Genomic DNA, 25,298 nt, shown 5'->3' with positions numbered 1-25,298 from the left:
CGTTCTCAGGAGTCCGGCCAAATGATCACACTGGGGCGAGCTCCCGTCACCGGGTGTCGGCCTCGCCCGCCGTGTGCCAGTCGTCGTCGATCGCCGGCGCGATGTGATCCAGGTAGGACTTGGTCAGTTCGCGGATGGACGCCACGCTGCAGTCCTGCCCCTCGCCCCACACCTTGCCGGCCACCCGCATCACTCCGCTGAACGCCGCGACCAGCACCCGCGGCCGCGGATCCGTGTCCACGTCCAGGTCCTCGCGCCGGGCGATCAACCGGGCGATCTGCTCCTCCAGTTCGGAGGAGCGCCGCAGATGTACGGCGACCAGTGCGGGCGTCGACTCGATCATCCGGTACGAGCGCATGTGCAGCTCCACCGGGATCACCGACTCGATCGCGCCGCCGATGTCGTCCCAGGCCACCATCACGGCGCTGCGCAGCGCCGTCAGCGGGGCCTCGCTCGCCGGCCGCGCGCTCAACTCCTCCAGGAAGCGCGCCTCCACCATCTCCTGGACGGCGAAGACGACCTCCTCCTTGTTGGCGAAGTAGCGGAAGTAGGTGCGCTGGGAGACGTCCACCGCCTCCGCGATCTCGTCGATCGTCGTCGCCTCGTACCCCTGCTCCGTGAACAGCTCCAGCGCCGCACGGATCAGGGCGTCGCGGGTGCGCTGCTTCTTGCGTTCCCGCAGCCCGCCGGGGGCCGCCGTCTGCGGCGTCGGGGTCGCCATCCTGCGCCGCCTTTCCAGTGGCTTCTCGCTGATCAGAATACCTGTGAGGTAAATGACAGCTACCGACTCATGAATCGCTTTGTCAACTGTCAGTGGCTGACATTAGCCTCGATGTATGACCACCCACACCCCGGTCGCCGACCGCGCGCCGGACCTTCCCGTACCGGAGCCCCGCAAGGGGCTGCGGGGCCACCCGTGGCTGACCCTCATCTCCGTCGCCATCGGCGTCATGATGGTCGCCCTCGACGGCACGATCGTCGCCATCGCCAACCCGGCCATCAAGCAGGACCTGGGCGCCTCGCTCGCCGACGTCCAGTGGATAACCAACGGCTACATGCTCGCCCTGGCCGTCTCGCTGATCACGGCCGGCAAGCTCGGTGACCGCTTCGGCCACCGCCAGACCTTCCTCATAGGCGTCGTCGGTTTCGCCGCCGCCTCCGGCGCCATCGGGTTCTCCGACGAGGTCGCGCTGGTCATCATCTTCCGGGTGCTGCAGGGCCTGTTCGGCGCGCTGCTGATGCCCGCCGCGCTCGGCCTGCTGCGCGCGTCCTTCCCCGCCGAGAAGCTCAACATGGCGATCGGCATCTGGGGCATGGTCATCGGCGCGTCCACCGCCGGCGGCCCGATCCTCGGCGGACTGCTCGTCGAGCACGTCAGCTGGCAGTCGATCTTCTTCATCAACGTCCCGGTCGGCATCCTCGCCCTCGCACTGGGCCTTGCGATACTCAAGGACCACCGCGCCGAGAACGCCCCGCGTTCCTTCGACATCCCGGGCATCGTGCTGCTCTCCGGCGCGATGTTCTGCCTCATCTGGCCGCTGATCAAGGCGACGGAATGGGGCTGGGGCGACATGAAGACCCTGGGCTTCCTGATCGGCGCGGTCGTCCTCTTCGCGCTCTTCGCCGTCCTGGAGACCAAGGTCCGCGAGCCGCTGATCCCGCTGCGGATGTTCCGCTCCGTGCCGCTGACCGCCGGTACGGTCCTGATGGTGCTGATGGCCTTCGCCTTCATGGGCGGCCTGTTCTTCGTGACGTTCTACCTCCAGAACGTGCACGGCATGAGCCCCGTCGACAGCGGACTGCACCTCCTCCCGCTCACCGGCATGATGATCGTCGGCTCGCCGCTCGCGGGCGCCCTGATCACCAAGTTCGGCCCGCGGATCCCGCTCGTCGGCGGCATGGTCCTCACCGCCGTCGCCATGTACGGCATGTCCGGGCTGGACACCGGCACCGGCACCGGCCCCATGTCCGTCTGGTTCGCGCTGCTCGGCCTGGGCCTCGCGCCCGTCATGGTCGGCGCCACCGAAGTCATCGTCGGCAACGCCCCGTTGGAGCTCTCCGGTGTCGCCGGCGGTCTCCAGCAGGCCGCGATGCAGGTCGGCGGCAGCCTCGGCACGGCCGTGCTGGGCGCGGTGATGGCCTCCCGTGTCGACAACGATCTCCCCGGCAACTGGCAGTCGGCCGGCCTCCCGCCGGTCCCGCCCGCCCAGATGTCCCAGGCGGCCGACGCCGTCTCGGCGGGCATCGCCCCGGTGCCGAAGGGCACCCCGCCGCAGATCGCCGAGAAGATCACCTCCGTCGCCCACGACACCTTCGTCTCGGGCATGGGCCTGGCTTTCACGGTCGCCTGCGGGGTGGCGATCGTGGCGGCCGTCGTCGCGATGTTCACCAAGCGCGGCGCCAACGCGGAGGCGGGTGCCGGCGCCGGCCACATCTGACGGCGGCTGCCCACCTTCCGGCACGACAACGGCGCGTGGCCGGCCGAGACACCCCTCGGCCGGCCACGCGCCGTCGCGTTTCGCCGCCGAAGCCGAAGCCGAAGCCGAAGCCGAAGCCGAAGCCGAAGCCGAAGCCGGGCGGCGGATGTCAACGGCGCGCGTCAACCGGCCGCTTTGGGCCGCCGCCCGCCCCATCCGCCCTCTCCCCGGCGTCAGTTGACCTCCGTCGCGGAGCCGAATCCCTCATCCGGATGATCCGCCGCGGGAACCGAACGCCGCGCGCACGGCCTCCCGCGTACCGCGCGCGGACGCGGTCCACGGCCAGGCCCGGGAGGAACGGTTTCCGCGGCCCGCTTCCGCCACCCGCCCCGCGTCAACACCGCGCACCGGCGCCCCGCCGCGCGCCCTCCGCGCTGTCCACATACCTGATCCGGGTGGGCCCGCCGTCCCGGCCTTGGCAACCGCGCCGCGCCCTCGCGAAGCTCGACACCACAGCACCCGCCGCGGGCAGCCGGCTCGGGCGGGACGCCATCGTCGTACTTCACGGGGGAGAGATTCCTATGCGACCGCGTATGTCCCGCACCGCCGCGCTCTGCACCGGCCTCGCCGCACTGGCCACGGCCCTCGCCGTACCGCCCGCCCTCGGCAGCCCGGCCGCGCACGCGGTCGGCGGCGGCCGAACCACCGCCCCGGCCGAGTGCGCCGAAGGCCAGCTGTGCCTCTGGCCGGAGGCGGGCTACGGCGGCGAGCGCCGGACCCACGAGCTCTCCGACACCGACATCGAGAGCTGCGTCCCCCTGCCCGAGGGCGTCACCGCCGCGTCGCTCGCCAACCGCACAGGCCGGCCGGTCACCACGTACCAGAGCGGGGAATGCGCCGAGACCGGCGAGTTCGACACCTATCCGGGCGGCGGCACCTGGGTGCCCCAATCCCCCTACCGCGTACGGGCGTTCAAGATCTGGGAGAGCTGACGCCGGACGCACCTCGCCCCCGACAGCGGGCGCTGCCGGGGGCGAGGATCGCGTGCTGCGGGCTGCGCCTCAGGCGTCGCCGCCGGCCTCGCCCGCCTCCGCTGCCGCGACATCCAGCAGCTGGTACCGGTCGATCGCCTGCTTCAGCAGCGAGCGGTCGATCTTGCCCTCCTTGGCGAGCTCGGTGAGCACACCCAGGACGATCGACTGCGCATCGATGTGGAAGAAGCGACGGGCCGCGCCACGGGTGTCGGCGAAGCCGAAGCCGTCGGCGCCCAGCGACTGGTACGTGCCCGGGACCCAGCGCGCGATCTGGTCGGGGACGGCACGCATCCAGTCCGAGACCGCGACCTTCGGCCCCTCGGCGGCCTGGAGCTTCTGCGTCACATAGGGGACGCGCTGCTCCTCCTCCGGGTGCAGCAGGTTGTGCTCCTCGATCTCCACCGCCTCGCGGCGCAGCTCGTTCCAGGAGGTCGCCGACCAGACGTCCGCCTTGACGTCCCAGTCGTCCGCGAGGATCCGCTGGGCCTCGATGGCCCACGGCACCGCCACACCGGACGCCAGGATCTGGGCGGCGTGCGTGCCCTTCTCGGCGGGCTTGACGCGGTGCAGACCCTTGAGGATGCCCTCGACGTCCACGTCGGCGGGCTCCGCCGGGTGCAGGATCGGCTCGTTGTAGACGGTCAGGTAGTAGAAGATGTCCTCGCCGTGCGGGAACTCGGCGCTCGCGCCGTACATCCTCCGCAGACCGTCCTTGACGATGTGCGCGATCTCGTAGCCGTAGGCCGGGTCGTACGCGACACAGGCCGGGTTGGTCGACGCCAGCAGCTGCGAGTGGCCGTCGGCGTGCTGGAGACCCTCACCGGTCAGCGTCGTACGGCCGGCGGTCGCGCCGAGCACGAAGCCGCGCGCGAGCTGGTCCGCCATCTGCCAGAACTGGTCACCGGTCCGCTGGAAACCGAACATCGAGTAGAAGACGTAGATCGGGATCAGCGGCTCGCCGTGCGTGGCGTAGGCGGAGCCCGCCGCGATCAGCGAGGCGGTGCAGCCCGCCTCGGAGATGCCGTCGTGCAGCATCTGCCCGGTCGGCGACTCCTTGTAGGCGAGCAGCAGTTCCCGGTCCACCGACTCGTACTGCTGGCCCAGCGGGTTGTAGATCTTCGCCGACGGGAAGAACGCGTCCATACCGAAGGTGCGGTACTCGTCGGGCGCGATCGGCACGAAGCGCTTGCCGATCTCCTTGTCCCGCATCAGGTCCTTGAGGACCCGCACGAACGCCATGGTCGTGGCGATCTTCTGGTGGCCCGAGCCCTTCTTGGCACCCGCGTAGACCTTGTCGTCCGGCAGCGCCAGCGGCTTGCTGCGCACGACACGGGTCGGCACATAACCGCCCAGCGCGTTGCGGCGGTCGTGCATGTACTGGATCTCTTCCGAGTTCCGGCCCGGGTGGTAGTACGGCGGGGCGCCGTCCTCCAGCTCCTTGTCCGGGATCGGCAGGTGCAGCCGGTCACGGAAGCGCTTGAGGTCGTCGACCGTCAGCTTCTTCATCTGGTGGGTCGCGTTGCGACCTTCGAAGTTCGGGCCGAGCGTCCAGCCCTTGACGGTCTGCGCGAGGATCACCGTCGGCTGGCCCTTGTGCGCCTTGGCCGCCGCGTACGCCGCGTAGATCTTCTTGTGGTCGTGACCGCCGCGGCCCAGGTGCAGGATCTGGTCGTCGGTCATGTTCTCGACCATGGTGCGCAGCCGGTGGTCGTCACCGAAGAAGTGCTCGCGGATGTACGCACCGGTCTCGGTGGCGTACGTCTGGAACTGGCCGTCCGGCGTGCTGTTGAGCTTGTTGACCAGGATGCCGTCGCGGTCCTGCGCGAGCAGCGGGTCCCAGCTGCGGTCCCACACCAGCTTGATGACGTTCCAGCCGGCGCCGCGGAACTGCGACTCCAGCTCCTGCATGATCTTGCCGTTGCCGCGGACCGGTCCGTCCAGGCGCTGCAGGTTGCAGTTGACGACGAAGGTCAGGTTGTCCAGGCCCTCACGGGCGGCGAGGGACAGCTGGCCGAGCGACTCCGGCTCGTCCATCTCGCCGTCGCCGAGGTACGCCCAGACGTGGGACTTGGAGGTGTCGGCGACACCGCGCGCCTCCATGTAGCGGTTCATCCGGGCCTGGTAGATCGCGCCGAGGGGGCCGAGGCCCATCGAGACGGTCGGGAACTCCCAGAAGTCCGGCATCAGCCGCGGGTGCGGATAGCTGGAGAGACCGTGGGGGGCCTTGGACTTCTCCTGGCGGAAGGCGTCGAGCTGAGCCTCGGACAGCCGGTCCAGAAGGAACGCGCGGGCGTAGACACCGGGGGAGGCGTGGCCCTGGAAGAAGATCTGGTCGCCGCCGTCACCCTCGTCCTTGCCCCGGAAGAAGTGGTTGAAGCCCACGTCGTAGAGGGAGGCGGAGGACGCGAACGTGGCGATGTGACCGCCGACGCCGATGCCCGGACGCTGGGCCCGGGAGACCATGACCGCCGCGTTCCACCGGGTCGCGTTGAGGATCTTGCGCTCGATCTCCTCGTTGCCGGGGAAGAACGGCTCGTCCTTGGTCGCGATGGTGTTGACGTAGTCCGTGCTGCGCATCTCGGGCACGGCCACACGCTTCTCGCGGGCCCGCTCGATCAGGCGAAGCATGAGGTAGCGGGCACGTTCCCGGCCTCGCTCATCGACGGCAGCGTCGAGCGAGTCGAGCCATTCCTGGGTCTCTTCGGGATCGAAGTCCGGGACCTGGCTGGGAAGGCCACCAATGATGATCGGGTTTCGATCGGATCCGGAAGCCACGCTGTTCCTTCGTGTTCGGGTCGTGTCGTGCTCTGCACGCCATTGCTGCTGCGCACGTGGACGAATGCGGTCTGTACTGTCTGGGTGTCGGGGTCGCGCCGTCTTCCATCGTGTACCGAGCCACACGGATACGTCATCTCTACCGTTGGGTAACCACCCGCCGAGAGATGGGCGCTGAAAAGGCCGGGTTCTCAGGTCGGCCAAATCGCAACCATACGCCCATGTCGAATGTCCTTCGCATACGGCCGTACGGTGATCGAAAGCCGGTCCGGCGCGCGCTCCCCGCCCCCCAAAGGGCCCAGTCGCGCGCGTCTACCCCATAAACCCCGCAGAACGCTGTGGTGTGAATCACTTCGCCCTGTGCTGCTGGGATGGTGGTCGGTCGTAGTTGCGGCGAGACGCGTTCAATCGTCACCGTTTCGACGGTCTCGGCGGCCGGGTACTTGCGCGATCCGCCCGGCCCGTGTGGACTACGCCCAATGCTCCGCGCACGCGCGGGGTTCAAAAGCATTTTCCGAAACATGACAGGAGGCAATCCGTGAGCGCGACCGCGGACCACGCGGAGGAGCGGACCAACCTTGCCGCCAGGCTGGGGTTCGAGCCCGGACAGGTGGTCCAGGAGATCGGCTACGACGATGACGTCGAGCAGGAGCTCCGTGAAGCCATTGAGGCCGTGATCGGCCAGGAGATCGTCGACGAGGAATACGACGACGTCGCCGACGTCGTCGTGCTGTGGTTCCGCGATGACGACGGCGACCTCACGGACGCGCTGGTGGATGCCATCGGGCTGATCGACGAGGGCGGCGAGATCTGGTTGATGACGCCCAAGACCGGCCGTGACGGTTACATCGAGCCGAGCGACATCAATGAGGCCGCGCAGACCGCGGGTCTGTCCCAGACCAAGAGCATCAACGCGGGCAAGGACTGGACCGGCAGCCGACTGGTCACGCCGAAGGCGGCGAAGTCCGGCAAGCGCTGATCGGCACCACCCGAAGTTCGTTCCCCACCGAGCCCTCTCCGGCCTGTTCCGGAGGGGGCTCGGCCCTGTTCAGGAGGGGTTTCTCGGGGCGTCCCGCGCGGCGCGTAGGGTTGTCCGCGTCCAGTTGAGCGAGAGCGGAAGGGAAGCAACCCCATGGCGATCGAGGTCGGCACGAAGGCTCCGGATTTCGAGCTGAAGAACCAGCACGGCGAGCTGGTCAAACTCTCCGACTTCCGCGGCGAGAAGGCCGTCGTCCTGCTCTTCTACCCCTTCGCCTTCACCGGTGTGTGCACCGGCGAGCTGTGCGCGCTCCGCGACGAGCTGCCGAAGTTCGTCAACGACGACGTCCAGCTGCTGGCCGTCTCCAACGACTCCCCGTTCTCCCTGCGCATCTTCGCCGAGCAGGAGGGCCTGGAGTACCCGCTGCTGTCCGACTTCTGGCCGCACGGTGAGGCCTCGCGCGCGTACGGCGTCTTCGACGAGGAGAAGGGCTGCGCGGTCCGCGGCACCTTCGTCATCGACAAGGAGGGCGTGGTGCGCTGGACCGTCGTCAACGGCCTGCCCGACGCCCGCGACCTCAAGGACTACATCAAGGCGCTCGAAGCCCTCTGACCCGGCCGCGCCCCCAGGGCGTCCGGAGCCGCCGGACCGACATCCGCGTGCCTCGCGTGCGATATCTGTAACTCGGCGGGAACCCGTCACTAGGATCGATTCGTTGATCCGATGCCATGCACGCCGGGGGCGCAAATCTTTACGTACCCCTCGAATCTATGGGAGGACTCGTGGGAGTCAGCCTCAGCAAGGGCGGCAACGTCTCGCTGACGAAGGAAGCCCCCAATCTGACCGCCGTCCTCGTCGGTCTGGGCTGGGACGCGCGTACCACCACCGGTACGGACTTCGACCTGGACGCCAGCGCCCTGCTGGCCAACGACGCGGGGAAGGTCGCCAACGACCAGAACTTCGTGTTCTTCAACAACCTGAAGAGCCCGGACGGTTCGGTCGAGCACACCGGCGACAACACCACCGGTGAGGGCGAGGGCGACGACGAGGCCATCAAGGTGAACCTCGCCGGCGTGCCGGCCGATGTCCACAAGATCGTGTTCCCGGTGTCGATCTACGACGCCGAGACCCGTCAGCAGAGCTTCGGCCAGGTCCGCAACGCCTACATCCGCGTGATCAACCAGGCCGACGGCAACGAGCTGGCGCGCTACGACCTGAGCGAGGACGCCTCGACCGAGACCGCCATGGTCTTCGGCGAGCTGTACCGCAACGGCGCGGAGTGGAAGTTCCGCGCCATCGGCCAGGGCTACGCCTCCGGCCTGCGCGGCATCGCGCAGGACTTCGGCGTCAACGTCTGACCGAGCTCAGCACCCCGTCCGGCGCCGTACGCCCCCCAAGGGGAGTGCGGCGCCGGGCGCGCTTGAAAAGGGGAGGCGGGCCGCTCCTGGCGGCCCGCATCGACACCGGGGAGGAAACGAACACTATGGGCGTCACGCTCGCCAAGGGGGGCAACGTCTCCCTGTCCAAGGCCGCTCCGAATCTCACACAGATCATGGTCGGTCTGGGCTGGGACGCGCGCTCCACGACAGGAGCGCCGTTCGACCTCGACGCCAGCGCGCTGCTGTGCCAGTCGGGCCGTGTGCTGGGGGACGAGTACTTCGTCTTCTACAACAACCTCAAGAGCCCGGAGGGCTCCGTCGAGCACACCGGCGACAACCTCACCGGCGAGGGGGAGGGCGACGACGAGTCGATCCTGGTGGACCTCTCCCAGGTGCCGCAGCAGGTGGAAAAGATCGTCTTTCCGGTCTCGATCCACGAGGCCGAGCTGCGCGGCCAGAGCTTCGGCCAGGTCAGCAATGCTTTCATCCGCGTCGTCAATCAGGCCGACGGCGCCGAGCTCGCGCGTTACGACCTGAGCGAGGACGCCTCCAGCGAGACCGCGATGATCTTCGGTGAGGTGTACCGCCACAACGGCGAGTGGAAGTTCCGGGCGGTGGGCCAGGGGTACGCGTCGGGCCTCAGAGGGATCGCTCTAGACTTCGGGGTCAACGTTTCGTAAAGGCGCCGCGCCCCGCGCGCGGAGGACCCCCACACAGCGAGGGATTGGGTAGGCAGTGCTCCTGAAAACCTTTGGCTGGTCGTTCGCCATCACGGCGCTCGGTCTGGCCTTGGCCGGCGTCCTCTGGGGGTGGCAGGGGCTCGCGATTGTCGGAATCCTGTCCATCCTGGAGATCTCGCTCTCGTTCGACAACGCGGTCATCAACGCGGGCATCCTGCGCAAGATGAACGCCTTCTGGCAGAAGATCTTCCTCACCCTCGGCATCCTCGTCGCGGTGTTCGGCATGCGACTGGTCTTCCCGGTCGTCATCGTCGCGATCACCGCGAAGCTGGGGCCGCTCGAGGCCGTCGATCTCGCCATCCACGACAAGGCGCAGTACGAGGAACTGGTCACCAGCGCCCACCCGGCCATCGCGGCCTTCGGCGGCATCTTCCTGGTGATGATCTTCCTCGACTTCATCTTCGAGGAGCGCGACTACAAGTGGCTGGCCTGGATCGAGAAGCCCATGGCCAGGATGGGCAAGCTCGACACGCTGTCCATCATCATCGCGCTGGTCACCCTGCTGGTGACCGCCATGACGGTGGCCACCAGCGTCGCGCACGGCGGCGGTGACAAGAGCGCCACGGTCCTGCTGGCCGGCGTCGCGGGCCTGATCACCTATCTCATCGTCGGCGGAGTCTCCAGCTTCTTCGAGGACAAGCTCGAGGAAGACGACGAGGACGAGGACGACGAGGGCGAGGAAGCGGCCGAGGCTGCCGCGGCGCCCGAGAAGAAGGGCGTCGGGACCGGCGCGGCCGTGGGCCTGGCCGGCAAGGCCGCGTTCTTCATGTTCCTCTACCTGGAGGTCATCGACGCGTCCTTCTCCTTCGACGGCGTCATCGGCGCGTTCGCCATCACCAACGACATCTTCATGATGGCGCTGGGCCTCGGCATCGGCGCGATGTACATCCGTTCGTTGACGGTCTTCCTCGTCCGCAAGGGGACCCTGGACGACTACGTCTACCTGGAGCACGGCGCGCACTACGCGATCGGCGCGCTGGGCGTCATCCTGCTCATCACGATCAAGTACGAGATCAGCGAGGTCGTCACCGGTCTGGTCGGCATCGTGCTGATCGCCCTCTCCTTCTGGTCGTCCGTGGTGAAGAACCGGCGCGACGCCAAGCCCGAGAGTGCCTCGGGAGAGAAGGCGGAAGTCACGTCCGGAGTGTGACGCGGCGCTGATTGAGGAACGCTTTCTGCGGGGCGGCCGTGGGGTTTTGACCCTGCGGCCGCCCCGTAGCGATTCGGGGCCGGATATGGGGTGGGCAAGGTGTCGTTCCTGGGGAACTGGTGGCGTGGTGGTGCGCCGAAGTACGACAACGGCGGGGCGTCGTATGTCGTCGAGCTGACGAAGCGGAATCCGGTCGTCTCACTGACCAAGCAGGGGGCGGCCACCGGACATCTGAGGGTCAATCTGCACTGGCAGATGCGCACCTCGGACCTCGGCGAGCAGCGCAGGGGCAGTCTGCTGCGGCACCCGGGCAAGCTGTTCAAGCCCGAGGTGGTGCAGGCGCAGGGCCCTGCCGTGGTCAAGATCGACCTCGACCTGGCCTGTATGTACGAGCTCAAGGACGGCACCAAGGGCGTGGTGCAGCCGCTCGGCAACTTCCTGGGCGACCTCAACTCCCCGCCGTTCGTGAAGCTCAGCGGCGACGACAGGTTCGGCTCGCCGTCGGGCGAGACGCTGTACATCAACATGGACCACCGCGACGAGATCAAGCGACTGCTGATCTTCGTCTACATCTACGACGGGACGCCCGCGTTCGACCGTACGCACGCGGTGGTGACGCTCTATCCCAGCAATGGGCCGCGGATGGAGATCAAGCTCGACGAGCGGGCCCCACAGGCCCGGTCCTGCGCCATATTCATGCTCGAGAACACCAAGGACGAGCTGACGGTGCGTCGCGAGGTGAAGTACGTCTACGGCTTCCAGGCGGAGCTCGACCGGCTGTACGGCTGGGGGCTCCAGTGGGGGCGGGGGTACAAGTCGAAGGTCTGAGAGCGGGGCTGGGGCGTGGCTGTGATGCGGGGCCGGGGTGGCGCCTCCCCGGGCGGGGCGGCGCCGCCCCCGGCGGAGCGGCGGGTGCCGGCCGGCGCTGGGGCCTGTCCTGGTGCCTGTCCGACGGGTCAGGGTCGGACAGGCTGCCCTAGCGACGCTGGAACTGTGGGCCCTGCGGCGGCAGTACGAAGGACGGATCCGGCACGAAGGGCTGGTGCTGCGTCGGATACCCGTAGGCCGGGGCGGGGGGCGCCTGCTGCTGGGGCGGCTGCGGATAGCCGTACGCGGACGGCGGTTGCTGCTGGGGCTGGTACTGGGGCGGCGGACCCGGATAGCCGTAGGTGGGCTGTGACGGGGGCTGGGCGGGCGGCTGGGGCGGCGGCGGTGGAATGTCCTGCGGATAGCCGTAGCCACCGGTGGGCTGCGCCGGGGGCGGCTGGGAAGCCACGTCCCCCGATGGCGGCGGAGCGGCCGAGAGCGGCTCCGGCATCGGGTCCGGCACATGCTGGGTAACGGCGTCGGCGCCCGCCGCGTACGTCTGCGCGTCCGCCGCGGACGGCGCCCCGACGGCCTCTTCCGGCCAGGCGCTGGGCGGCGGGGTCATGGAGGCGGGGGACTGGGTGGGGGCGGACGGGCTGCCTGCGGCCGGGCTGCCGGTGGTCGGGCCGTTGTCGGGGGACGGTGCGGCGGGGGCGGGCGCCGGTGCTTGCGCGTCAGGCGCCTCCGCGGCGGGCGGGGCCGACTGTCCGGAGGCCGGGGAGTCCTTCTCGTCCACCGAGATCCCGAACTCCGTTGCCAGACCGACCAGACCGCTGTCGTACCCCTGCCCCAGCGCACGGAACTTCCAGGTCTCACCGCGCCGGTACAGCTCCCCGCAGATCAGCGCCGTCTCGTCACCCGTCTCGGGCACGACCTCGAACACCGCGATCGGATCGCCGTCACCGTCGCCCGCCGCGTCGAAGAGGAGTATCCGCAGATCCGGTACGAGCCCGAACGTGCCGCCGTCCGACGAAGCGGTCAGCATGACCCGGTCCACGGACGCGTCCAGAGCGGAGAGATCCGCCTCGATGGTGTCGGTCAGGCTGTCGGCGAGGCGGGTCTTGGGCCGATGCCGGACCAGGCCGCTGGGATGCCGCGGCTGGTTGTAGAAGACGAAGTCCTCGTCGGAGCGCACGCGTCCCTCGGTCCCGACGAGCAGCGCCGAGGCGTCGACATCGGGGACTCCGGCCCCGGGCGTCCAGCGCAGGACGGCCCGTACAGCCGTGGCATCGAGGGGTACGTTCGACCCTTTCAGCATCGCGTGCGTCATGCCGCAATCCTGCCTTCCCGGAGGTCGCAGCGACAACGCGGGGGCCCGTCCGGCGCGCACGAGCCGCGAGGACGGACACCTCGGCGACTCGTTCGGGTTACGAGATTTTCACGCACCGGGGAACTAACGCCACTGCGGCACACGTACGATTACCGGCTGGATCCAGACAGCGAGACGCAGCGGGGTGTGCCCGGGTCCCGCATGTATTACGGGGAGATGTATGCGTCATTTTGGGCACCTTCCGCCCGACATCCGGAAGGCACTGTTCCATCAGGAGCCGGGGGAATTCACGGCCGACTCGCCGGCCCGCACACTCGCGGTAGCCCTGGGCGCCACGCTCTACAGCCCTGCCACCCGGCCGAAACTCGCCGCCGACATCCTCAAACAGTCGGCACGAGGCGTGATGTCCATGGTGCTGTGCCTTGAGGATTCCATAGGGGACGGTGACGTGGCGGCCGGCGAGGAGAACCTCGTGCGGCAGTTCGCTCTGCTCGACGAGGCCGCCGCGGCGGGCACAAACCTTCCGCTGCTGTTCATCCGCGTCCGCGAGCCCGGCCAAATCCCGGACCTGGTACGCCGTATGGGGCCCACCACCCGCAGACTGTCCGGATTCGTACTGCCGAAGTTCACCGAGGAACGGGGAGTGCCGTTCCTGGAGGCGCTGGTCAAGGCCGAGTCCGCCTGCGGGCGGCGGCTCTTCGCGATGCCGGTGCTGGAATCTCCGCAGCTGCTGCACCTGGAGAGCCGCACCGAGACGCTGCAGGGCATCGCCAGGACCGTCGACAAATACCGGGAACGGGTGCTCGCCCTGCGGCTCGGTGTCACCGACTTCTGCTCGGCCTACGGACTGCGCCGGGCACCGGACATGACGGCGTACGACGTCCATATCGTCGCCTCCGTGATCTCCGACGTGGTGAACGTGCTGGGCCGGGCGGACGGTACGGGCTTCACGGTGACCGGCCCGGTGTGGGAGTACTTCCGGCTGCACGAGCGGATGTTCAAGCCGCAGCTGCGGCGCAGCCCGTTCCTGGGGCGGGCCGAGGAACTCCGCACGGCGCTGATCGAGCACGACATGGACGGTCTGCTGCGCGAGATCGAGCTGGACCGCGCGAACGGTTTGCAGGGCAAGACCTGCATCCACCCCTCGCATGTCGCGCCGGTGCACGCCCTCTCGGTCGTCAGCCACGAGGAGTTCAGCGACGCCGCGGACATCCTGCGGCCCGAGCGGGGCGACGGCGGAGTGCTGCGCTCGGCCTATACGAACAAGATGAACGAGGTGAAGCCGCACCGCGCCTGGGCCGAGCGGACTCTGCTGCGCGCCGAGGCGTTCGGCGTCGCGCGCGAGGGGATCGGCTTCGTGGAGTTGCTGACGGCGAGCCTCCCGCAGGCATAGCACGGGAGCCGGACCGGCTCGGGAACGGGCCGGCCCGCGAACCGGCCGGGCAGGAGGCACCGGACGATGACGACGACCAGGTCCACGACAGACGCGGTGAACGAGGCGATGAGGACCACGGGCGACGACAGGGCGGAGAACGCGCCGAGCAATTCGGCGGACGAAACGATGGAGGAGACGGAACGCGTGGTGTGGACCGGAGAGTGGGTCGCCGAGCGGCTCGGTGTCTCGCTGAGCGGCGGGCACGAACTGCCGAAGCTGCTGGGCCTCGCCCTGCGACGCAACCCCAAGCGGGCCCATCTGCTCGTGTCGAACGTGCTCGGCAAGCACGTACCGCAGCGGCCTGGTGTGGTCCACGGTGCCGGCGTCGGGCTGGGGCGCAGGGTGCGGGAGCTGCTGGGGGACGAGGCCGCCGCCCGCTCCGTGGTCCTTGGCTACGCCGAGACCGCCACCGGACTGGGGCACTCCGTGGCCGACGGGCTGGCGCTCGCGCCGTATCTGCACTCCACCCGCCGGCCGGTGACGGGCGTCGCGCAGGTGGGCGGCTTCGAGGAGGAGCACAGCCACGCGACCTCGCATCTGCTGCTTCCGGAGGACCGCGACCTCCTCGCCGGGGACGGACCGCTGGTGCTCGTCGACGACGAGTTCTCCACCGGCAGGACCGTCCTGAACACCATCAAGGCGCTGCACGCGCACTTCCCGCGCGAGCGGTACGTGGTCGTCGCACTCGTCGACATGCGCTCCGACGCGGACCGCAGCCGGCTGGAGAAGTTCGCCGCGGAGCTGGGCGCCCGCGTCGACCTCGTGGCCCTGGCCGCCGGCGGCGTACGCCTCCCGGCGGACGTCCTGGCGCGTGGCCAGGAGTTGGTAGCTGCCCATGAGTCCCTCGCGAAGTCCCCGGCGAGTCGACGGGCCACGGGCGCCGAACGCATTGCCCTCGACTGGCCTTCCGGCCTGCCGGACGGCGGGCGGCACGGCTTCACGCCGGCGCACCGCGAGCGGCTGGAGGCCGGGCTGCCGGCCATGGCGGCCCGGATCGCGGAGCACTTGGACGGCGCCCGCCGCATCCTCGTCCTGGGCAACGAGGAGCTGATGTACACGCCGCTGCGGATCGCCGAGGCACTGGACACCCACGTCGCCAGCGCGGCCGGAGCCACCGCGGCGCATGCCGGCGAGCCGGGCTGGCCCGGGGGAGCCGGGGTCTACTTCTCGACCACCACCCGCTCGCCCGTCCTCGCCGTGGACGACCCCGGCTACGCGATACGCACCCGGCTCTCCTTCCCCGCCCATGACCAGCCGGCCGACGGTCCGGGGGACCGGTACGCGTACAACGTCGCGGCCGGAGCCGACCCGGCACGCCGCTTCGACGCCATCGTGGCCGTCGTGGACTCGCACGGAGACCGCCCCGAGCTGCACGCCGCCGACGGGCTGCTGGACGGTCTCGCCGAGCACACCGACCGGCTGCTGCTCGCCGTCATCCCCTCGTACACCCCGCGATCCGGGACGTCTCCCGAAGCGCCGCCCCCCTCGCACACCCCGCAAGGACAGGCCCGACCCATGCCCCTCCCCGAGCCGCTGCGCGGCCCCGCGTTCTCCTCCTACGCCGCCGACGAGGTCGGCTGGCTGCTGCAGGACCTCTCCGACGTCACGCTGGAAGCGCCCACCGAGGAGCGCGAGGAGGCGATTCAGCGCGGCGGCGCCCACTACGCCGAGTCGCTGCCCGTCGAATACCAGCCGAGCGAGCAGTACCAGGCGCTTTTCCACAGCGCGCTGCAGGCCTCCGCGAGCCGGATGGCGCAGGCGGTCGGGACCGTCACCGAGACCGTTCTCGCCGAGCGCACGAAGAGCCCGGTCCTGGTGTCGCTGGCGCGGGCCGGCACGCCCGTCGGTGTGCTGATGCGCCGCTGGGCGCAGCACGCGCACGGCCTGGACGTGCCGCACTACGCCGTCTCCATCGTGCGCGGCCGAGGCATCGACACCACCGCGCTGCGCTGGCTGGCCGCCCACCACGATCCCTCGGACGTCGTCTTCGTGGACGGCTGGACCGGCAAGGGCGCCATCACCCGCGAACTCGCCCAGGCGCTGAAGGACTTCCCGGGTTTCGACCCCCGGATCGCCGTACTCGCCGATCCCGGCGGCTGCGTCGAGACCTATGGCACCCGCGACGACTTCCTCATCCCTTCCGCCTGCCTCAACTCCACCGTCTCCGGCCTCATATCCCGCACCGTCCTGCGCGACGACCTGGTGGGCCCGGACGACTTCCACGGCGCCAAGTTCTACCGCGAGCTGGCCGACAGTGATCTGTCGGGCGCCTTCCTGGACGCGGTCACCGCACGGTTCGACGATGTCGCCGAGGCCGTCGCCGCGGAGGTGAAGGAACTGGCCGCCGCCGACCGCGCCCCGACCTGGGAGGGCTGGGCCGCCGTCGAGCGGATCAGTGAGGAGTACGGCATCCACGACGTGAACCTCGTGAAGCCCGGTGTCGGTGAGACCACGCGCGTACTGCTGCGCCGGGTCCCCTGGAAGATCCTCGCCCAGCGGGGTGCCGGGGCCGATCTCGATCATGTGCGTCTCCTGGCTGAACAACGGGGTGTGCCCGTCGAAGAGGTCGACGAACTGCCCTATACCTGTGTCGGGTTGATCCACCCCCGCTTCACTCGCGGGGCCACGGGCGCTGACGGCAAGGCGGTGGCCTCCTGATGAGCGCGATCGTCGCCAGCGACCTCGACCGCACCCTGATCTATTCGGCCGCCGCGCTGAATCTCGCCATGCCCGACGCCGAGGCGCCGCGGCTGCTGTGCGTCGAGATCTACGACCGCAAGCCGCTTTCCTATATGACGGAGACGGCGGCCGGGCTGCTGGCCGAACTCGCCGGTTCCACCACCTTCGTGCCGACCACCACGCGCACCCGCGAGCAGTACGGTCGGATCCATCTCCCGGGCCCCGCCCCGGAGTTCGCTATCTGCGCCAATGGCGGCCATCTGCTCGTGCGGGGCGAGTCCGACCGGGACTGGCAGCGCACCGTCGCCGAGCGGCTCGCCTCGCAGTGCGCACCCCTCGACGAGATCCGCGCACATCTCATCCGCACTGCGGACCCGGCCTGGCTGCTCAAGGAACGAGTCGCCGAGGACCTCTTCGCCTACCTCGTTGTGGAGCGCTCGCTGCTGCCGGAAACCTGGGTGAAGGACCTCACCGGCTGGGCGGAAGAACGCGGTTGGACGGTTTCTCTGCAAGGCCGCAAGATCTACGCGGTGCCGAAGCCGCTGACCAAGAGCGCTGCCGTCGCGGAGGTGGCCCGTCGCACCGGCGCGTCCGAGATCCTCGCGGCCGGTGACTCTCTTCTCGACGCCGATCTGCTGCTGGCGGCCGACCGCGGCTGGCGACCCGGCCACGGCGAACTGGCGGACTCGGGCTGGCAGGCCCCGCATGTCACGGCGCTCGACGAGCGTGGTGTCGCGGCGGGCGAGGAGATCGTGCGGGCCTTCATCCGCGGCGCCGCAGCCCCGGGCCGCGCCTGCTGACGCGCACGAGCACAAAGGCCGCCACCGCCAGCGCCGCCGCCGCGAGCACCACCTTCGAATAGACATCCACATAACCGGTCACCTCTTCCCAGTTCTCGCCGAGCGCATAGCCGGCGAGGACGAAGATCGCGTTCCAGATGAGACTGCCGAGGGTGGTCAGAGCGAGAAAGGTCCGTATCGGCATGCGCTCGATGCCGGCCGGTATCGAGATCAGGCTCCGGAAGACGGGAATCATCCGGCCGTAGAACACCGCCTTGGACCCGTGCCGCTGGAACCAGCGCTCCGTCTTCTCGATGTCGGAGATCTTGACCAGCGGCAGCTTCGACGCGATCGCGATCGTGCGCCGGCGCCCGAGCAGTGCGCCCACGCCGTACAGCGCCAGAGCGCCGATCACCGAGCCGAGCGTGGTCCACGCGAGCGCGGTGGACAGCTGCATGGTGCCGCGGCTCGCCGCGAAGCCCGCCAGCGGCAGGATCACCTCGCTCGGCAGCGGCGGGAAGAGATTTTCCGCTGCGATCGCCAGACCGGCGCCGGGCGCGCCGAGCGCGTCCATAAGTTCCGTGATCCAGCCGGGTGCGGTGTTTCCGATGCTTTCGATCATGTTTCAAAGCTAGGAATTTCCGGTCGGCCGCACATTGCGGTCTACCGCACAAAAGAGTGCGGTTTTCCGCAGTGTGTGCGGACGCGAGCTGCGGCTAGCGTTCTGATCATGTTGGGAATCGCACGACGCGGATTGCGTCTGACGACAGGGCTGGTGTTCGGCGCCGCGATGGCGGTGGCCGAGCTCCCCTTCGTCGTGCTCTCCGGCTTCTCCCTGCTTCTCGTCCTCGCCTGGCCGCGCGGCCGCCGCGCGGTCCTCAAGCCCGTGACAACCGCCGCGCGAGCCCTGACCGAGACCAACCGCCGCCGCCTCCGCGGCTATTTCTCGGCCGACACCTCAGACACCTACGCCGACCACCGCATGCTGCAATATCTGTCGCTGCGCTGGTCGTTGGGCCTGCTGGGCATTCTCGTCGTCAGCGCGGCGCTGATCGGAACGGCGTACGGCATCGCCTGGATCTTCTTCCTGCTGCTCGGCGAAGTCCGCTATCCGCTCACCCTCGCGACGTCGAGCATCGGCGGACTCTTCCTCCTCTTCCTCAGTCTGCAGGGCAGTTTCGGAGTCGCCGACCTGGAGACAAAGCTGGCGCGGCGCTACCTCGGGCCACGCCATCAGGAGGAACTGGAGCGCCGCATCGAGCAGTTGGCGACCACCCGCGCCGGCGTCGTCGCCGCGGTCAACGACGAGCGCCGCCGCATCGAGCGCGATCTGCACGACGGAGTCCAGCAGCGGCTGGTGGCCCTCGGGATGCTGCTCGGTCGTGCCTTGCGCGGCAAAGACGAGATGCGCGCTGACCAACTCCTGCGCCAGGCACATGAAGAGAGCCGTCAGGCCCTGACGGAGCTGCGTGAAGTGGCGTGGCGGGTCTATCCGACGGTGCTGGACGAAGCCGGGCTGCGAGCCGCGTTGGAGACCGTCGCCGAGCGCTCCGCCATCCCCGTACGCCTCGATTACGACCTTGCCGGTGAGCCGGATACCGCCGTGGCGACGGTCGCCTACTTCGTGGTCTCCGAAGCCGTCACCAATGCCGTCAAGCATTCGGGTGCCGGGCTGATAGCGGTCCGCGTCGCCCCCGGCGAGGCCGGCGTGCTCGTGCGAATCGAGGACGACGGGCTGGGCGGCGCGGATGCCTCCGGCAGCGGCCTGTTCGGGCTGGCCCGCCGGGTCGCCGCCCTTGACGGCCGGTTCCGGGTGGACAGCCCGGCCGGCGGACCCACCATCATCACCGCGGAGCTGCCGTGCGCGTAGTGCTGGCCGACGATTCGACACTGCTGAGGGAGGGACTGGTACGCCTCCTTGCCGAGGAGGGGCACGAGGTGGCAGCCGCGGTCGGGGATGCCGACCAGCTGATCGCCGTGCTGGAGCGGTCAGTTGTGACGGGAGAGAAGCCGGACGCGGTGGTCGTGGATGTGCGGATGCCGCCCACGCACACCGATGAGGGGCTGCGGGCGGCCGTGCAGATCCGGGAGCGTTGGCCGGGCGTCGGCGTGCTCGTTCTGTCCCAGTACGTCGAGCGCCGCTATGCGACCGAGCTGCTGACCGAAGACAGCGAGGGAGTCGGATATCTGCTCAAGGACCGGGTGGTCCAAGTGGACGAGTTCCTGAACGCGCTGGAGCGGGTCGGGGCAGGACAGGCGGCCTTCGATCCGGAAGTCGTGCGGCAGTTACTGGTGCGCAGCCGCCGCTCGGATCCGCTGGGCACGCTCACCGCGCGCGAGCGGGAGGTGCTCGGGGAGATGGCACAGGGCCACACCAACGCGGCGATCGCCGGCCGGCTGCATATCTCGCAGAGCGCGGTGGAGAAACACATCAACGCGATCTTCGAGAAGCTCGATCTCACAGGCACGGCGGGATACTCGCGCCGGGTGCTGGCCGTACTGCGGTACCTGGGGACGTGAGGGAGTGGAGAGGGAGAGGGAGGGAGGGGAGTGATCGTGGGACGGGAATGAGAGTTGAGGCGAATGGGGCGGCAGTGCTCGGCTAGTCTCGCCGAGCGGTTGGCTGTGCCCTCCGGAAGCCGGCCGTGACCACTGGCCGGGATCAAGAGGAGACCGAGTGACCGAGTCCAAGAGCACGCCGATCACGGCGGAGATGTACGACTACGTTCTCGCCCACAACCCGCCGCTGGACTCCGTGCAGCGGGGTCTCGTGGAGACCACGCACCGGGAGTTCCCCGATGCGGCGGTGATGCAGTCGGCGGAGGAGCAGGGTTCGCTGCTCGCGTTCCTGGTGCGGCTGATCGGGGCACGGCACCTCGTCGAGGTGGGGACGTTCACCGGCTTCTCCTCGTTGTCCATGGCCCAGGCGCTGCCCGCGGACGGCACGCTGATCACCTGCGATGTTTCGGAGGAATGGACGGCGTACGCCCGTGAGGCATGGGCGAAGGCCGGAGTCGCGGACCGCGTCCAGCTGCGGATCGCGCCCGCACTGGACACGCTGCGGGCCATGGCGGCGGAGCCGCACATCGACCTCGCCTACATCGACGCCGACAAGGGGGGCTACATCGGCTACTGGGAGGAACTGGTGCCGCGCCTGCGCCCCGGGGGCCTGATCGTCGTGGACAACGTGCTGTTCCATGGCGAGGTCGTCGACACGGAGGCGACCGGGTCGGCACGGGCGATCATTGAGTTCAACGACCATGTGATGGCGGACGACCGGATGGAGGCGGTGATGCTCACCGTGGCGGACGGAGTGACGGTGGCCCGTCGGCGGTAGGGCGGCGGGCCCGCAGGGCGCCCCGCTCACTCGGGGCGCCCGTTGCCCGATCCCCTAGCCGCAGCAGCCGCCACCACAGCAGCCGCCGCCTCCGCCCGGGGCGGGCGCGGGGGCGCTCGCGGAGCCGCCGACGGCGACCGCGGAGAGCAGCTTCACGGTGTCCTCATGGCCTTCGGGGCAGACGGCCGGGGCGGAGGACTCGGCCATCGGCCGGTTCAGTTCGAAGGTGGAGCCACAGGGGCGGCACCGGTACTCGTAACGGGGCATGGCCACAGATTAGCCGTGGCTCAGGTCAGCGCACGACGGTGCCGGGATGTGCGCCCAGCATGCCCAGCTCGGCGCGGGTCGGGGCGCCCTCCCAGTCCCCGGGCGAGGCGACCGCGAAAGCGCCGGTGGTGACGGCTCGCTCCAGGCGCACGGCCGGCTCTTCGCCATCCAGCAGGGCCGAGAGATAGCCGGCTACGAAGGCGTCGCCCGCGCCCACGGCGTCCACCGCCCGGACCGGCTTGGCGGGCCGGTGCAGCGAGCCGTCGTGGGTGAAGGCGGTCGCCCCGTCGGCGCCGAGTTTGACGACGACCTCGCCGATGCCCAGGTTCAGCAGCTGTTCGGCCTGGGCGGCGAAGGCGGCGGACGGGTCGCCGGTGATCGCTGGCGCGCCGGTGGTCGCCGGGTCGCTAGTGGTGCCGGGGCCGCCGACGGTGGGCTCGACGGCCCCCGGCTCCGGGAGCCCGTCCTCGCCTGTCGGCAGGCACAGAGGCAGCTCGTCGTGGGAGGCGATCAGGATGTCCACGTACGGGAGCCACTCGCGCAGGACCTCGGAGGCCTGCCGTGCCGTCCACAGCCGTGCACGGAAATTGACGTCGAGGCAGACCAACGCGCCATGGCGGCGGGCGAGTTGGAGGGATCCGTGTGCCGCCGCACGGGCCGTGGGGCTCAGGGCGGGGGTGATGCCTGTCAGGTGCAGTACGCGGGGCGGGGCGGCGGAAAGGGCGCGTTCGATCGTGCCGGGATCGAGCCGCGAGCCGGCCGATCCCGCGCGGTAGTAGTGCACCCGGGTGAGCTCCGGCAGCCGCGGCTCGAAGAGGATCAGTCCGGTCGGGGCGTCCGGGTCGGTCGTGGCGCCGGAGACCTCGACGCCTTCGGCCCGTAGCGTGCGTAGTACCAGCTGTCCGGCCTCGTCCGCGCCGACCGCGCCCGACCAGCGGACGCGGTGACCGAGCCGGGCCAGGCCGATCGCGACATTGCTCTCCGCGCCGGCGATGGAGACATGCATCGTGCCGCCGAGCTTCAGCGGGCCGCTGCCCCGTAGGGCGACCATCGTCTCGCCGAAGGTGAAGACGTCCGGCCCTGGCTCCTGCCCCAGACTCTGCTCCGGCCCTTCATTCCGGTGCCCCGTCCGCTGCCCGTTCTGCCTGCTCATCCCGCGCACACCGCCTTCACTCCTTCACCCCTTCACCTCGCGTTCTTGGCCTGCGGCCGGCCGCAGGGCCGGGTCACCATTCCGCGAACGCGCCGTCCGCATAACGCCAGACGGGGTTCCGCCAGGCGTGGCCCTTCTCGTCGGCTGCCCGCACGGCAGCCTCGTCCACGTCCACACCCAGGCCCGGACGATCGGTCCGCAGCAGCGATCCGTCGTGGAAGCGGAACGGTTCCGGGTCCGCGACGTAGTCCAGCAGCTCGGCGCCGCGGTTGTAGTGGATGCCGATGGACTGCTCCTGGATGAGGAAGTTCGGGGTGGTGAAGGCGACTTGGAGGCTGGCGGCCAGTGCGACCGGGCCGAGCGGGCAGTGCGGGGCGAGCTGCGCCCCGTACACCTCCGCGAGGGCGGCGATCCGGCGCAACTCGGAGATGCCGCCCGCGTGCGAGATGTCGGGTTGCAGGATGGCCACCCCGGCTTGCAGCGGAGCCAGGAATTCCCGCCGGGTGAAAAGACGTTCACCGAGTGCCAGGGGGATGTTGGAGGCGTTGACGAGGTCGGGGAGGGTCTGCATGTAGTCGGGCAGGACGGGTTCTTCGACGAACATCGGGGCGTGTTCGGCCAGCAGGGGGAGGAGACGGCGGGCATTGGCGGGGGAGACCCGGCCGTGGAAGTCGAGCCCGAAGTCCCGTTCCTCGCCGAGTACTTCGCGTGCGGTCTCGGCGCGCCGCAGGCATTCCCGTACCTCGGCGCGGGTGGCCACGGGAGTCATCCGACCGCAGCCGTTCATCTTGACGGCGGTGAAGCCCGCTTCGAGCTGCGCGGTCAGTGCGTCCCGGATGGCCTGCGGTTCGTCGCCGCCGACCCATGCGTAGGCCCGGACCCTCTCGCGGACCGGCCCTCCGAGCAGCTGATAGACGGGTACGCCGTGCCGCTTCCCCTTGATGTCCCAGAGGGCCTGGTCCAGCCCGGCGACGGCGGACGACAGGACGGGGCCGCCCCGGTAGAAGCCGCCCTTGGCCATGACCTGCCAGTGGTCCTCGATGCGCGACGGATCCTGCCCCAAGAGGTACTCGGCCAGCACCTCCACGGCCGCCCGCACCGGCTCGGCCCGCCCTTCGACAACCGGTTCGCCCCAGCCGACGACGCCCTCATCGGTCTCCACCCGTACGAACATCCAGCGCGGCGGAGCGAGGAACGTCTCGATGCGGCTGATCTTCATGGACCGGACCGTCCTTTCGGCAACGCACTCATGCGTGTTCCCGGGCGTGTTCCCAGGTGTATCCCAGCACGGCGTCCTCTCGCAGACGGCGTCCTACGAGATACGGACGGCGCTACGAGTGGTTGCGCGCGGACATGTCCAGCAGTTCGAGCATCGAGACATAGGCGCCGTCGGGGTCCCGCTCGCGTACGGCCTCGACGACCTTGGCGTGCACGGCACGCGGCTGCTCGAATTCGCCGCTCGCGCGCACCGCCCGATCGCGCTGGATGAGCACCGGCACGATCACCCTGTGCATCTGCGCGTAGAAGCGGTTGTTCGACGCGGCCAGCATCGCCGTGTGGAAGGCCGCGTCGGCGCGCACCAGCATCACCGGATCGCGGTCGGTCGCGGCCATCGCGCGCAGCGCGGCGTCGAGGGCCGCGAGATCGTCGTCGGTACGGCGCTCCGCGGCGAGCGCCGCCGCGGCCGGCTCAATCGACCGGCGGAGTTCGAGCAGGTCGGCGAAGAAGTCGGAGGAGGCGCCGGCCGCGAGCTTCCAGCGCAGCACGTCGGCGTCCAGGAGGTTCCACTCCTCTCTGGGGCGGACGAATGTGCCGCGCTTCTGGCGGGCGTCGAGCAGGCCCTTCGTGGACAGCACCTTGATCGCCTCGCGCAGCACGGTCTGGCTGACTTGCAGCTCCGCCATCAGGTCCGGCAACGCGAGGGTGTCGCCCTCTCCATAGGTGCCGTCGAAGATCCGCTTCGCGAGCGCTTCGACCGCCACTTTGTGGATCCCGCGTCCCGCGTACGAGGCGGTGTTCCCCAACTGCCTCATGGTGCTGCTCCCTGGTCAGGTTGCGGCGTCCCCCTGTGCGCCCTGGTAAAGATCTGCGCGTTCGCCCGGCCCCGCCCCGGCCATTAATCGGCAATTAACACGCCCCTTCATTGACGCGCTTCTTCATGAGTAAGGGCGTACCGGGAATTCGCACCTCGGCACGCCCCTGACCTCATGACCTCATGACCCTCCGCTCGGAGGGGGCGCGACCGCGTCCTCGCTCCTGCCGTCGGCGAGTTCGCCGCGCTTCCTGTGACGTTCCTGCTGTTGCCTGGCGAGCGACGCCTGCCGCGCGGCCGTCATGCCCGGTGCGGGGTGCATCCGCCCGCGGTCGAACTGTTCCGCTTCCGAGGGGTGCCGGGCGCGCCAGTACGGATTGTTCTCCGGTAGGCCGCCGCTGACCCGTCCGTACATTCCGAATACCAGCAGCATCAGCCCGACCACAAAGCTGAACAGCACATTCTGGATTTTGAAGGCGAGGAAATTGGCGTCCGTCTGCAGAAGTGCCAGATTCACGAATCCGCTCAGCAGGAAGAGCACACCGAACACGATATTGGCGGTGGAGGCGAAATTCCCGCCGATCACCATGCAGCCGAAGAGCAGAGTTCCGACGACGATCGAGAGCACGCTCAGGGCGCCATTGGTGTTCAGGCCCGCGAGGGTGTCGCCGCCGGTGTCGAAGAAACCGATGTTGTGAGTGAGGCCGAGGATGCCGAACGCCACCAGCACCAGGCCCATCAGTCCCGCGCCGATGCGGTAGACCTTGCTGAGCCGGTGATCCACGGGGAGATGCTCATTGAGCCGGATGTGGTGCACCTTCATCCAGCGGATCGGGTTCGTGGGTCTGTGCAGGACCTGGTCGGGAGCCTCAGTAGCCATAATCCGGCCTCCTTCACGCAGAGGTGCCCGGGCCGTACTTCCCTCCAGGATCCGCCCACCCGCCGCTTCACGCCATCGCGCCCGGACCCCCTGTGCCCCCTGGCGAACGGTCCCCCTGTACCCCC

23 protein-coding genes are annotated in these 25,298 nt (G+C 69.4%); 14 read left to right on the top strand and 9 right to left on the bottom strand.

What is annotated here, in order from left to right; all coding sequences use genetic code 11:
- Positions 1-46: 46 nt before the first annotated feature.
- Positions 47-721 (bottom strand): TetR/AcrR family transcriptional regulator, encoded by a 675-nt coding sequence (locus FCH28_RS09955; protein WP_136739451.1) that lies wholly within the window; start codon positions 719-721, stop codon positions 47-49.
- A gap of 115 nt (positions 722-836) precedes the next feature.
- Between FCH28_RS09955 and FCH28_RS09950 the strand changes: the two genes are divergently transcribed.
- Both FCH28_RS09950 and FCH28_RS09945 read left to right on the top strand, forming a co-directional pair.
- On the top strand, positions 837-2,438 hold the full coding sequence (locus FCH28_RS09950) for an MFS transporter (protein WP_136739449.1): 1,602 nt from the start codon (positions 837-839) through the stop codon (positions 2,436-2,438).
- A gap of 572 nt (positions 2,439-3,010) precedes the next feature.
- Positions 3,011-3,409, top strand: a complete 399-nt coding sequence (locus tag FCH28_RS09945) for a peptidase inhibitor family I36 protein (RefSeq protein ID WP_246102622.1) — start codon at positions 3,011-3,013, stop codon at positions 3,407-3,409.
- Positions 3,410-3,478: 69 nt separating this feature from the next.
- On the opposite strand, the gene aceE is transcribed toward FCH28_RS09945, so the two are convergent.
- Positions 3,479-6,226, bottom strand: coding sequence for a pyruvate dehydrogenase (acetyl-transferring), homodimeric type (gene aceE, locus FCH28_RS09940; RefSeq protein WP_136739445.1), 2,748 nt, complete (start codon positions 6,224-6,226; stop codon positions 3,479-3,481).
- Between the two features lie 538 nt (positions 6,227-6,764).
- On the opposite strand from aceE, the gene FCH28_RS09930 reads away from it, so the two are divergent.
- The 6 genes from FCH28_RS09930 (at position 6,765) to FCH28_RS09905 (ending at position 11,302) form a co-directional block, all read left to right on the top strand.
- Entirely contained in the window at positions 6,765-7,205 is a 441-nt protein-coding gene (locus FCH28_RS09930; RefSeq protein WP_136739443.1) for a DUF3052 domain-containing protein, read from the top strand.
- 153 nt (positions 7,206-7,358) lie between these two features.
- On the top strand, positions 7,359-7,817 hold the full coding sequence (locus FCH28_RS09925; RefSeq protein WP_136739441.1) for a peroxiredoxin: 459 nt from the start codon (positions 7,359-7,361) through the stop codon (positions 7,815-7,817).
- 170 nt (positions 7,818-7,987) lie between these two features.
- Entirely contained in the window at positions 7,988-8,563 is a 576-nt protein-coding gene (locus FCH28_RS09920) for a TerD family protein (protein ID WP_136739439.1), read from the top strand.
- A 125-nt stretch (positions 8,564-8,688) separates the two neighbouring features.
- On the top strand, positions 8,689-9,264 hold the full coding sequence (locus FCH28_RS09915; protein WP_136739437.1) for a TerD family protein: 576 nt from the start codon (positions 8,689-8,691) through the stop codon (positions 9,262-9,264).
- 55 nt (positions 9,265-9,319) lie between these two features.
- Positions 9,320-10,474: a DUF475 domain-containing protein gene (locus tag FCH28_RS09910; RefSeq protein WP_136739435.1), complete on the top strand. Its 1,155-nt coding sequence runs from the start codon at positions 9,320-9,322 to the stop codon at positions 10,472-10,474.
- A gap of 99 nt (positions 10,475-10,573) precedes the next feature.
- Positions 10,574-11,302, top strand: coding sequence for a TerD family protein (locus FCH28_RS09905; protein ID WP_136739433.1), 729 nt, complete (start codon positions 10,574-10,576; stop codon positions 11,300-11,302).
- A 148-nt stretch (positions 11,303-11,450) separates the two neighbouring features.
- Here the strand turns inward: FCH28_RS09905 and FCH28_RS09900 are convergent, their stop codons facing one another.
- Positions 11,451-12,611 carry a TerD family protein gene (locus FCH28_RS09900; protein WP_136739431.1) on the bottom strand — a complete coding sequence of 387 codons (1,161 nt, stop codon included), beginning with the start codon at positions 12,609-12,611 and terminating at the stop codon, positions 11,451-11,453.
- Between the two features lie 220 nt (positions 12,612-12,831).
- On the opposite strand from FCH28_RS09900, the gene FCH28_RS09895 reads away from it, so the two are divergent.
- The 3 genes from FCH28_RS09895 to FCH28_RS09885 all read left to right on the top strand — a co-directional run bounded on the left by FCH28_RS09895 (position 12,832) and on the right by FCH28_RS09885 (position 17,525).
- Positions 12,832-14,004: an HpcH/HpaI aldolase/citrate lyase family protein gene (locus FCH28_RS09895; RefSeq protein ID WP_136739429.1), complete on the top strand. Its 1,173-nt coding sequence runs from the start codon at positions 12,832-12,834 to the stop codon at positions 14,002-14,004.
- 168 nt (positions 14,005-14,172) lie between these two features.
- Entirely contained in the window at positions 14,173-16,704 is a 2,532-nt protein-coding gene (locus FCH28_RS09890) for a phosphoribosyltransferase (RefSeq protein WP_246102690.1), read from the top strand.
- Positions 16,704-17,525, top strand: a complete 822-nt coding sequence (locus FCH28_RS09885; protein ID WP_136739426.1) for an HAD family hydrolase — start codon at positions 16,704-16,706, stop codon at positions 17,523-17,525. Before FCH28_RS09890 ends, FCH28_RS09885 begins: the two co-directional genes overlap by 1 nt.
- Here the strand turns inward: FCH28_RS09885 and FCH28_RS09880 are convergent.
- Positions 17,488-18,078 (bottom strand): DedA family protein, encoded by a 591-nt coding sequence (locus FCH28_RS09880; protein ID WP_246102620.1) that lies wholly within the window; start codon positions 18,076-18,078, stop codon positions 17,488-17,490. The two genes, FCH28_RS09885 and FCH28_RS09880, sit on opposite strands and share 38 nt — an antisense overlap.
- Before the next feature lie 156 nt (positions 18,079-18,234).
- Between FCH28_RS09880 and FCH28_RS09875 the strand changes: the two genes are divergently transcribed.
- The 3 genes from FCH28_RS09875 (at position 18,235) to FCH28_RS09865 (ending at position 20,841) form a co-directional block, all read left to right on the top strand.
- Entirely contained in the window at positions 18,235-19,374 is a 1,140-nt protein-coding gene (locus tag FCH28_RS09875; protein ID WP_136739422.1) for a sensor histidine kinase, read from the top strand.
- A complete protein-coding gene (locus FCH28_RS09870) occupies positions 19,365-20,024 on the top strand; it encodes a response regulator transcription factor (RefSeq protein ID WP_136739420.1) in 660 nt (219 codons plus the stop codon). Before FCH28_RS09875 ends, FCH28_RS09870 begins: the two co-directional genes overlap by 10 nt.
- A 193-nt stretch (positions 20,025-20,217) precedes the next feature.
- Complete coding sequence (locus FCH28_RS09865; RefSeq protein WP_425471919.1) at positions 20,218-20,841, top strand: O-methyltransferase; 624 nt, start codon at positions 20,218-20,220, stop codon at positions 20,839-20,841.
- Positions 20,842-20,895: 54 nt separating this feature from the next.
- On the opposite strand, the gene FCH28_RS09860 is transcribed toward FCH28_RS09865, so the two are convergent.
- The 5 genes from FCH28_RS09860 to FCH28_RS09840 form a co-directional block, all read right to left on the bottom strand.
- Positions 20,896-21,108 (bottom strand): FmdB family zinc ribbon protein, encoded by a 213-nt coding sequence (locus FCH28_RS09860; protein ID WP_136739417.1) that lies wholly within the window; start codon positions 21,106-21,108, stop codon positions 20,896-20,898.
- Positions 21,109-21,133: 25 nt separating this feature from the next.
- Positions 21,134-22,159, bottom strand: coding sequence for a sugar kinase (locus FCH28_RS09855; protein WP_246102688.1), 1,026 nt, complete (start codon positions 22,157-22,159; stop codon positions 21,134-21,136).
- A gap of 175 nt (positions 22,160-22,334) precedes the next feature.
- Positions 22,335-23,480 carry a galactonate dehydratase gene (dgoD, locus tag FCH28_RS09850; protein WP_136739414.1) on the bottom strand — a complete coding sequence of 382 codons (1,146 nt, stop codon included), beginning with the start codon at positions 23,478-23,480 and terminating at the stop codon, positions 22,335-22,337.
- A gap of 112 nt (positions 23,481-23,592) precedes the next feature.
- A complete protein-coding gene (locus FCH28_RS09845) occupies positions 23,593-24,294 on the bottom strand; it encodes a FadR/GntR family transcriptional regulator (RefSeq protein ID WP_136739412.1) in 702 nt (233 codons plus the stop codon).
- 180 nt (positions 24,295-24,474) lie between these two features.
- Complete coding sequence (locus FCH28_RS09840; protein ID WP_136739915.1) at positions 24,475-25,116, bottom strand: DUF4383 domain-containing protein; 642 nt, start codon at positions 25,114-25,116, stop codon at positions 24,475-24,477.
- Between the last annotated feature and the right edge of the window lie 182 nt (positions 25,117-25,298).

Origin of the sequence: Streptomyces piniterrae (assembly GCF_005048155.1) — a bacterium.
Lineage (GTDB): Bacteria > Actinomycetota > Actinomycetes > Streptomycetales > Streptomycetaceae > Streptomyces > Streptomyces piniterrae.
The sequence above is the reverse complement of the archived record's forward strand: the minus strand, read 5'-3'. Positions and strand labels throughout refer to the sequence as shown.

Bases quoted from the DNA above. Each gene is read 5' to 3' on its own strand.
- FCH28_RS09865 (WP_425471919.1), top strand. From the start codon at position 20,218: ATGTACGACTACGTTCTCGCCCACAACCCGCCGCTGGACTCCGTGCAG.
- FCH28_RS09880 (WP_246102620.1), bottom strand. From the start codon at position 18,078: ATGGACGCGCTCGGCGCGCCCGGCGCCGGTCTGGCGATCGCAGCGGAA.
- FCH28_RS09950 (WP_136739449.1), top strand. From the start codon at position 837: ATGACCACCCACACCCCGGTCGCCGACCGCGCGCCGGACCTTCCCGTA.
- FCH28_RS09895 (WP_136739429.1), top strand. From the start codon at position 12,832: ATGCGTCATTTTGGGCACCTTCCGCCCGACATCCGGAAGGCACTGTTC.
- FCH28_RS09955 (WP_136739451.1), bottom strand. From the start codon at position 721: ATGGCGACCCCGACGCCGCAGACGGCGGCCCCCGGCGGGCTGCGGGAA.
- FCH28_RS09945 (WP_246102622.1), top strand. From the start codon at position 3,011: ATGTCCCGCACCGCCGCGCTCTGCACCGGCCTCGCCGCACTGGCCACG.
- FCH28_RS09890 (WP_246102690.1), top strand. From the start codon at position 14,173: ATGGAGGAGACGGAACGCGTGGTGTGGACCGGAGAGTGGGTCGCCGAG.
- FCH28_RS09845 (WP_136739412.1), bottom strand. From the start codon at position 24,294: ATGAGGCAGTTGGGGAACACCGCCTCGTACGCGGGACGCGGGATCCAC.
- FCH28_RS09885 (WP_136739426.1), top strand. From the start codon at position 16,704: ATGAGCGCGATCGTCGCCAGCGACCTCGACCGCACCCTGATCTATTCG.
- FCH28_RS09915 (WP_136739437.1), top strand. From the start codon at position 8,689: ATGGGCGTCACGCTCGCCAAGGGGGGCAACGTCTCCCTGTCCAAGGCC.
- FCH28_RS09875 (WP_136739422.1), top strand. From the start codon at position 18,235: ATGTTGGGAATCGCACGACGCGGATTGCGTCTGACGACAGGGCTGGTG.
- FCH28_RS09840 (WP_136739915.1), bottom strand. From the start codon at position 25,116: ATGAAGGTGCACCACATCCGGCTCAATGAGCATCTCCCCGTGGATCAC.
- FCH28_RS09900 (WP_136739431.1), bottom strand. From the start codon at position 12,611: ATGACGCACGCGATGCTGAAAGGGTCGAACGTACCCCTCGATGCCACG.
- FCH28_RS09855 (WP_246102688.1), bottom strand. From the start codon at position 22,159: ATGGTCGCCCTACGGGGCAGCGGCCCGCTGAAGCTCGGCGGCACGATG.
- FCH28_RS09860 (WP_136739417.1), bottom strand. From the start codon at position 21,108: ATGCCCCGTTACGAGTACCGGTGCCGCCCCTGTGGCTCCACCTTCGAA.
- dgoD (WP_136739414.1), bottom strand. From the start codon at position 23,480: ATGAAGATCAGCCGCATCGAGACGTTCCTCGCTCCGCCGCGCTGGATG.
- FCH28_RS09925 (WP_136739441.1), top strand. From the start codon at position 7,359: ATGGCGATCGAGGTCGGCACGAAGGCTCCGGATTTCGAGCTGAAGAAC.